Origin of the sequence: Candidatus Symbiopectobacterium sp. (assembly GCF_020054415.1) — a bacterium.
Taxonomy (GTDB): domain Bacteria; phylum Pseudomonadota; class Gammaproteobacteria; order Enterobacterales; family Enterobacteriaceae; genus Symbiopectobacterium.
In genome coordinates this window covers 1-7,600 of sequence record NZ_JAHWCO010000326.1, presented here as the reverse complement: position 1 = coordinate 7,600, position 7,600 = coordinate 1, and the positions used below count along the sequence as shown (strand labels likewise).

Below are 7,600 nucleotides of genomic sequence, written 5' to 3'. Positions count from 1 at the left end.
CCGCGCTGCTTGAGGGCCTTGTTATAAGAGGGCCAGTTGGTGATTTTAAAATTTTGTTTTGCCATGGAGACCTGATTTTGAAACAACTGTGGTGATCTGCTCCGATGATTACCCAAAAGTTCTATTTATTCAACAAAGCCGGGCAGACAGACAAATCGGGTATGGGTATCGCGCGCCTTTTCAGAGAACAGGTGGATTTCCGTTTCAGGGAAATACGGTTTTTTGTAACGACCATACGGGACATTAAATTTGCCACGCAGGTTGTAGCGGCACAGGCCGTTGTAGCCATGGCGATTCAGGTACAGGAACACTGCGGCACACTTAACCCCCACAAACACTCGCCACAGGTTGAAGTCAGCACGCAGGCGGTAATAGTCTTCGTGGTTATTGTTGTGTCTGTACAGGGGGAGCGCAGCCCGTATAACGCTTTCAGGTGCATCCATCACCGCCTGGTAGAAGTTAATCAGGTCGGGATTGATATCGGCCAGCATATAGCGGCGGTGATCGGTATTGAGAAAGACCGATGCACCACCCACAAACGGCTCAACCAGACAATCCGCCGTTGGCAGCAAAGGCCTTAAGCGTGGCATCAGACGAGACTTTCCGCCTGCACATTTCAGGATCGGTTTCATGCCTTCCTCATGCTGTCGTGTCTGTCTTTACGCTCATTGGTTTCCTGGCAGGTCACGCAGTACTGCACGCCCTGAACAGCACGGCGGCGGGCTGGCGGGATGCGTGCATTACACCGGACACAGCGCACCCGCGAAACCGCACTGGGTCTGGATAACGCGCGGCAGCTAAAGTATGAATTGTTGTCCGAAGGCCGTATAATGTGTGCCAATCAATAGAGCATAACCCGGAGAATCTCATGCGTCCGTCAGGCCGAAGTGCACAACAGGTGCGTCCCATCACGCTAACGCGTGGCTATACCAAGCATGCGGAAGGTTCCGTGTTAGTGGCGTTCGGCGACACGAAAGTGCTGTGTAACGCGACGGTAGAAGAAGGCGTGCCGCGCTTCCTGAAAGGGCAGGGGAAAGGCTGGGTGACCGCTGAATACGGCATGCTGCCGCGTGCGACCCATAGCCGCAATGCGCGTGAAGCCGCCAAGGGAAAACAGGGCGGAAGAACGCTGGAAATCCAGCGCCTTATCGCGCGCTCTCTGCGCGCTGCCGTTGATCTGGAAAAGCTCGGTGAATACACCATCACGCTGGATTGCGATGTGTTGCAGGCTGATGGTGGCACGCGCACTGCTTCTATTACCGGCGCTTGTGTGGCACTGGCGGATGCGTTCAACCGCATGGTGGCAAAAGGCCAGCTCAAAGCCAGCCCGCTCAAGGGCATGGTAGCGGCGGTTTCCGTGGGGATCGTTGCCGGTGAGGCCGTGTGCGATCTTGAGTACGTGGAAGACTCTGCGGCGGAAACGGACATGAACGTGGTCATGACCGAAGATGGCCGCATGATTGAGCTGCAAGGTACCGCCGAAGGCGAGCCGTTCAGTCACGAAGAGCTGTTGGCGCTGCTCGCTCTGGCGCGTGGTGGCACTGATACTATCGTCGAGGCGCAGAAAGCAGCGTTGACGCAAGCGCAAGTTGCGGACTTCAAGTAGGAATGACTGGCATAGACCGCCTGTCATTTCATCAGCCGTTGCCTGGCAGCGGCGTTATCCATTTTTGCAAAGCGACCTCGGCGTCGCTTTTTTTATGGCTGGTGTTCCAACCATAACCATACTCACCGTGATACGAGGAGATGCAGTAATGAAAGCCTATCAGCGCCAATTTATTGAATTCGCGCTTAGCAAGCAGGTATTAAAATTCGGCGAATTCACATTGAAATCCGGGCGTGTCAGCCCCTATTTCTTCAATGCCGGGCTGTTCAATACCGGGCGAGACTTGGCACTTTTGGGCCGTTTTTATGCTGAAGCGTTGGTGGATGCCAGTATTACCTTTGATGTGCTGTTCGGGCCCGCTTACAAAGGGATTCCGATCGTCACGACCGCCGCGGTGGCGCTGGCTGAACACCACGAAACCGATGTGCCTTACTGCTTTAACCGTAAAGAAGCCAAAGATCATGGTGAAGGAGGCAATATGCTCGGCAGCGCGCTGCAAGGCCGTATCATGCTGGTTGATGATGTGATTACCGCAGGTACTGCCATTCGTGAATCCATGGGCATTATCGCAGCAAATGGCGCGACGCTCGCCGGGGTGTTGATTGCACTGGATCGCCAGGAGCGAGGTACAGGAGCCATTTCTGCTATTCAGGAAGTGGAACTCGATTATCAGTGTCAGGTGATTTCCATCATTGCGCTGCAAGATCTGATCAGCTTTTTGGCAGAAAAACCAGAGATGGCCGTGCATCTGGATGCGGTGAAGGCCTATCGCGATCAGTATGGTATTACTGTGTAGTCACCTGTGCATAAGCGCTGATGTTGCCTGAGAGATTTCTGGCCAGCCTGTTGCTGTGTGAACAGGCCTTGGTGCAGAGGCTCTTAGGCAAAAGCGGGGCGATGTTAATAGAGTTGGGTGGCGAGCAGTGGCCAACGTGTCTCAAAATCCTGTGCAGGCCGAAAGCGAAATTCTGAGCGAACATAGCGTGACAGCATCCCTTCGCAGAAGGCGAGCAGTTGGCTGGCAAGCAGTGACTCGTCATGGGTAAGGGCTTTCCCCTCTCGCAGTTTGTGTTCGCGCAACACCTGCTTAAGCTGCGATTCAATGCGTTCAAACAGCTGGTTGATGCGTCCTTGCAGACGATCCTGTTCGAACATCAGCGCATGGCCGGTCAGGATGCGCGTCAGGCCGGGGTTGCGTTCAGCAAAACCCAACATTAGCAACAAAATCAACCGCACACGTTGGAACGTATCTTTCTCATCTTGCAGAATCAGATTGATACGTGTTGTCAGCGAATCCTCAATAAACTCGATAAGGCTGTCAAACATCCGTGTTTTGCTGGGAAAGTGCCGATAGAGTGCGGCTTCGGAAACCCCGACCATTGCGGCAAGCTTTGCGGTAGTGATGCGTTGGCTGCCATCGCTGGATTCCAGCATTTGCGCCAACGCTTGCAAGATTTCCTCGCGACGATTCCTTTTCGTATTCTCTTTCTCTGCCATGTCAGAAAAGACCCTTGATCAAAAAGAAGCTGACAACCATTTAGAATTATTTAGGGTAATGACCTAGATAAACACAACAAAGACACGCGATTGACCGCGTGTCCAAGGCGTAACGCAGGGTATACCTATTTTCGGATCAACGACGACCAGAATGGCCGAAACCGCCTTCTCCCCGCTCTGTTCCTACAAAATCATCGACAATGTTGAATTCAGCCTGAACAACGGGAACAAACACCATCTGTGCAAGGCGTTCACCGGGCTCGATAGTGAAGGCTTGCTGGCTACGGTTCCAAACGGAAACCATCAGTTGTCCCTGATAATCAGAGTCGATAAGCCCAACCAAATTACCTAATACCACACCGTGCTTATGCCCCAACCCTGAGCGGGGGAGAATAACAGCAGCTAGGCTGGGATCGTCGATATGGATAGCGATACCCGTTGGCACCAGTATCGTCTCCCCTGTGGCTAGCGCGATCCCTTCATCAGTACAAGCTCGAAGGTCAAGGCCGGCCGAGCCTGCGGTGGCATAGGTCGGTAACGGAAACTGTTGACCAATGCGTGCATCAAGAATTTTTACGTCGATTTTTTTCATCATAGCGGCGGACAATCTCATCGATTAAATATTGGCCAAGGAGGCGCTTTTCGCACAGAGGTAAACGGGTGTCACCCTCCGGCCAAAACAGTTGCAACGCGTTGGTGTCACTGTTGAATCCCTGCCCTGAAAGGGAAACATCATTTGCGCAAATCAGATCCAGATTTTTACGCGTCAATTTTTGACGCGCGTATTCTTCCACATTCTGGGTTTCGGCAGCAAATCCAACGACGAATGGGCGAGACGCTGACATGGCTGCAACCCCTGCAATAATATCTGGGTTTTTAACCAGTGTGATACTGATTTCATCGCCCTGTTTTTTTATCTTGTCGCTGGCTATCTGTTTAGCCCGGTAATCAGCCACGGCGGCACAGCCGATGACAATCTGCTGTTGTGCCGCATGAGACATCACCGTCTGCTGTATGTCCAACGCGCTGGTCACGTCAATGCGCCGAACGCCTGCGGGTGTTGGTAATGACACGGGCCCGGCGACCAGCGTCACGTGAGCGCCACGCTCCGCAGCCGCTTGCGCGATGGCAAATCCCATCTTGCCCGAACTGTGATTGGTGATGAAACGTACAGGATCAAGCGCCTCACGCGTGGGTCCCGCGGTGATCATAATATTGAGATGTTGCAGATCGTTGACGCGCGTAAAATAGCCTTCGGCAAGCTCAATGATCGCCGACGGATCAATCATTCTACCAGGACCCACATCACCGCAGGCCTGACTGCCGCTATCGGGGCCCCAAACCAGGCCACCGCGCCGTGCCAACGTTGCAAGATTATCCTGTGTTGGCGTCGCGCGATACATCTGCTGATTCATGGCAGGTGCAATAGCGACGGGGGCAGCCGTTGCCAGACAAAGCGTGGTAAGCAGATCGTTGGTCATGCCAGCGGCTAAACGTGCGATCACATCCGCCGTTGTGGGCGCAAGAATAACTAGGTCAGCCCATTTTCCCAGCTCAATGTGCCCCATTGACGCTTCGGCGGCAGGATCGAGAAGATCGTCTGATACTGGGTATCCTGAAACCGCCTGAAGCGTGAGCGGTGTAATAAATGCCTTCGCGGCAGGAGTCATTACCACGCGAACTTCTGCGCCGCGATCGCGTAGACGCCTGACAATTTCTGGGCACTTGTAAGCGGCAATACCGCCGCTGATGCCGAGCACGATTTTTTTACCGGAGAGCCCGGGCTGATTGGAAAATCCCGTCATCATCTTTGTCCGATTAACGCCTAAGAGGAAACATTTTATCATAACCTTGCCGGATGAGCGGAATCTTGCTCGCGTTTGTCTATGCTCATGAGGCTTTGTTGCAGGTGCCTTGCGTGCAGTTATGCAGGGGCTCGCTTGCGTTCTCGCCTCGCTACCGTGAGCCTGCCATGATCGAGCAACGATGGAAAGGAGGCATAACGGTGTGGATTGACGATCAGGCTCCGCGTGAAAAGCTTATTACCTCGGGGGCCGAAGCGCTTACGGATGTGGAGCTGTTGGCTATCTTTCTGCGCACTGGGTTGCCGGGGGTTCACGTGATGGCATTGTCGGAGCAACTGCTGCATCATTTTGGTTCCCTTTACCATGTCATGATGGCCGAGCAACAAAAATTTTGCGCCGTGAAAGGGATGGGGGTGGTTAAATTTGTGCAATTTCAGGCGGTAGCGGAGCTAGCGAGGCGGCTATACGCCGCGCGCTTGGTGAGGGAAAAAGCGATGCTGAATCCCGATCTGACCCTACAGTACCTACAATCGGCGTTGGCACATCAGGCGCGAGAAATTTTTACCGTGCTGTTTCTTGATAATCAGAACCGCGTGATTCGACATCAAGAGATGTTTGCAGGTACGATTGCCAGCGTCGAGGTGCACCCGAGAGAAATTGTGCGTGAAGCGTTAAAAGCCAATGCGGATGCGCTCATTCTGGCGCATAATCACCCTTCCGGGGATGCAGAGCCGAGTAGCGCCGATCGCATGATAACGACGCATATTATTCAGGCATGTGCATTGATGGACATTCGTGTCCTCGATCACCTGGTAATTGGGCGTGGTGAGTACGTATCATTTGCCGAGCGAGGCTGGATTTAGCATATTTTCCGCGATCCTTAGAGATCTTTCGCTGCTCGGGACTTGAGCACATCCGCGCTAGAGCGTATACTACGCCACCTTTGAGAATCTTGGTTGTGGCGTTAAGGGCCTATCTCAGCAGGTTTACCCTGATGACAGTATCTTTACTTGTAAAGCTGCTGAGATGGGCTCTAAAGCCTGACGAGGCGGCCAACATCCTCTACGAAGCTCGAGCTGATTTGATTTTTGGAGAATAGACATGTCCCGAGTCTGCCAAGTTACTGGCAAGCGTCCGGCGACCGGTAATAACCGTTCCCACGCACTGAATGCGACCAAACGCCGTTTTCTGCCGAACCTGCATTCCCATCGTTTCTGGGTTGAAGGCGAAAAACGCTTTGTAACGCTGCGCGTATCTGCTAAAGGTATGCGTGTTATCGATAAGAAGGGTATCGAAGCGGTCCTGGCCGACCTGCGTACCCGTGGTGAAAAGTACTAAGGAACCGAATCATGGCTAAAGGTGTTCGCGAGAAGATCAAGCTTGTTTCTTCTTCCGGTACTGGTCATTACTACACGACGACGAAGAACAAGCGCACTAAGCCGGAAAAACTGGAACTGAAGAAATTCGATCCGGTTGTCCGTCAGCATGTGATCTATAAAGAAGCTAAAATCAAGTAATTTTTGTGGACTTATTAAAAACCCGGCTAAGGCCGGTTTTTTTTATGCTACGTTAGCAGCGGGAGTGTTCAGGAGGAGAAAATGCCGGAATTACCAGAGGTTGAAACGAGCCGCCGCGTGATATCACCCTATCTTGTCGGACACACCATACTGCACGTTGACGTGCGTAATCCCCGCTTGCGTTGGCCGGTGTCCAGCGAGATCCTTGCGTTGAGTGACCAGCCTATTTCGAGCATAGCGCGTCGGGCAAAATACCTGCTGTTTGCGCTACCCGGCGGCTGGATTATTGTGCATTTGGGCATGTCTGGCAGTTTGCGCATTCTGCCGGAATATCTCCCTCCTGATAAGCACGATCATGTGGATATGGTCATGGACAACGGCCATGTGCTGCGTTATACCGATCCCCGACGTTTTGGTGCTTGGCTGTGGACGACGGACCTTGAAACCAGCAGCGTACTTGCACACCTTGGCCCGGAACCTTTGAGTGCGGCATTCTCTCCCGACTATCTCTATCAGCGTTCGCGCGGTAAGCACACGGCTATTAAGCAGTGGGTGATGGATAACAAGGTGGTGGTCGGCGTAGGAAACATTTATGCCAGCGAATCCCTGTTTATGGCGAGTATTCATCCCGATCGTGCAGCGGGCTCGCTGAGCGAATCAGAATCTGCTCGTTTCGTTCAGTCGATAAAGCAGGTGCTACAGCGCTCGATTGAGCAAGGCGGCACGACGTTAAGGGATTTCTTACAGTCAGATGGTAAACCGGGGTATTTTGCGCAGGAATTGCAGGTTTATGGTCAAGCGGGGGAGCTTTGCCGCGTATGCGGAACGCCGTTGTTAACGAAAAAACATGGGCAGCGTAGTACATTTTATTGTCGTTGCTGCCAGAAATGATGCTGGATGAATAAAGCCAGACTGCCGTTTGAAGGGCGAATCTGGAAAAGCATCAACGAGATTACAAAACTGAGGATTTTATCGGTGAACCACGAGTACTCTACTGCCGCACGGCATCCGCTTGATAAGCAGCATATAAAGTTAACGGCTTTGTTGAATAAATCAGAACTTGTAACGACTGCGCCCCATACGGGTCGATTGTTACGTGATGCGAATACTGTTCGGCATTCCTAATAGCGTGATCCGGTTAAGCGCTTTGACCATGGCCATGGCTTCACCCACCT

The 7,600-nt window shown here is 52.7% G+C and carries 11 protein-coding genes and 1 pseudogene; 6 read left to right on the top strand and 6 right to left on the bottom strand.

Translation table 11 applies throughout. The annotated features are described in order from the left end of the window. Window positions 1–125 precede the first annotated feature (125 nt). Window positions 126–632, bottom strand: a complete 507-nt coding sequence (locus QZ506_RS09570) for a Dam family site-specific DNA-(adenine-N6)-methyltransferase (RefSeq protein ID WP_291970651.1) — start codon at window positions 630–632, stop codon at window positions 126–128. Beyond that, window positions 629–841, bottom strand: a complete 213-nt coding sequence (locus QZ506_RS09565; protein ID WP_291970649.1) for a TraR/DksA C4-type zinc finger protein — start codon at window positions 839–841, stop codon at window positions 629–631. The genes QZ506_RS09570 and QZ506_RS09565 overlap by 4 nt, the downstream gene beginning before the upstream one ends. A gap of 27 nt (window positions 842–868) precedes the next feature. Here QZ506_RS09565 and rph point away from each other — a divergent pair, with 27 nt between their 5' ends. Continuing rightward, entirely contained in the window at window positions 869–1,606 is a 738-nt protein-coding gene (gene rph, locus QZ506_RS09560; protein ID WP_291970647.1) for a ribonuclease PH, read from the top strand. 148 nt (window positions 1,607–1,754) lie between these two features. Continuing rightward, window positions 1,755–2,402: an orotate phosphoribosyltransferase gene (gene pyrE, locus QZ506_RS09555; protein ID WP_291970644.1), complete on the top strand. Its 648-nt coding sequence runs from the start codon at window positions 1,755–1,757 to the stop codon at window positions 2,400–2,402. A gap of 104 nt (window positions 2,403–2,506) precedes the next feature. On the opposite strand, the gene slmA is transcribed toward pyrE, so the two are convergent. The 3 genes from slmA to coaBC form a co-directional block, all read right to left on the bottom strand. Next, window positions 2,507–3,103: a nucleoid occlusion factor SlmA gene (slmA, locus tag QZ506_RS09550; RefSeq protein ID WP_291970643.1), complete on the bottom strand. Its 597-nt coding sequence runs from the start codon at window positions 3,101–3,103 to the stop codon at window positions 2,507–2,509. Window positions 3,104–3,239: 136 nt separating this feature from the next. Further along, the gene (gene dut, locus QZ506_RS09545) at window positions 3,240–3,698 is read right to left on the bottom strand and encodes a dUTP diphosphatase (protein ID WP_291970642.1); all 459 of its coding nucleotides are present in this window, start codon (window positions 3,696–3,698) and stop codon (window positions 3,240–3,242) included. After that, on the bottom strand, window positions 3,667–4,908 hold the full coding sequence (gene coaBC, locus QZ506_RS09540) for a bifunctional phosphopantothenoylcysteine decarboxylase/phosphopantothenate--cysteine ligase CoaBC (RefSeq protein ID WP_291970640.1): 1,242 nt from the start codon (window positions 4,906–4,908) through the stop codon (window positions 3,667–3,669). The genes dut and coaBC overlap by 32 nt, the downstream gene beginning before the upstream one ends. A gap of 167 nt (window positions 4,909–5,075) precedes the next feature. On the opposite strand from coaBC, the gene radC reads away from it, so the two are divergent. The 4 genes from radC to mutM all read left to right on the top strand — a co-directional run bounded on the left by radC (window position 5,076) and on the right by mutM (window position 7,316). After that, window positions 5,076–5,771, top strand: coding sequence for a DNA repair protein RadC (radC, locus tag QZ506_RS09535; RefSeq protein WP_291970653.1), 696 nt, complete (start codon window positions 5,076–5,078; stop codon window positions 5,769–5,771). Window positions 5,772–6,009: 238 nt separating this feature from the next. Continuing rightward, complete coding sequence (gene rpmB, locus QZ506_RS09530; protein WP_291970638.1) at window positions 6,010–6,246, top strand: 50S ribosomal protein L28; 237 nt, start codon at window positions 6,010–6,012, stop codon at window positions 6,244–6,246. A gap of 11 nt (window positions 6,247–6,257) precedes the next feature. Next, window positions 6,258–6,425, top strand: a complete 168-nt coding sequence (gene rpmG, locus QZ506_RS09525; RefSeq protein WP_291970636.1) for a 50S ribosomal protein L33 — start codon at window positions 6,258–6,260, stop codon at window positions 6,423–6,425. 81 nt (window positions 6,426–6,506) lie between these two features. Continuing rightward, window positions 6,507–7,316, top strand: a complete 810-nt coding sequence (gene mutM, locus QZ506_RS09520) for a bifunctional DNA-formamidopyrimidine glycosylase/DNA-(apurinic or apyrimidinic site) lyase (protein ID WP_291970634.1) — start codon at window positions 6,507–6,509, stop codon at window positions 7,314–7,316. Window positions 7,317–7,517: 201 nt separating this feature from the next. On the opposite strand, the pseudogene QZ506_RS09515 reads toward mutM, so the two are convergent. Continuing rightward, window positions 7,518–7,600, bottom strand: a pseudogene (locus QZ506_RS09515) (lipoprotein); the annotation flags it as partial.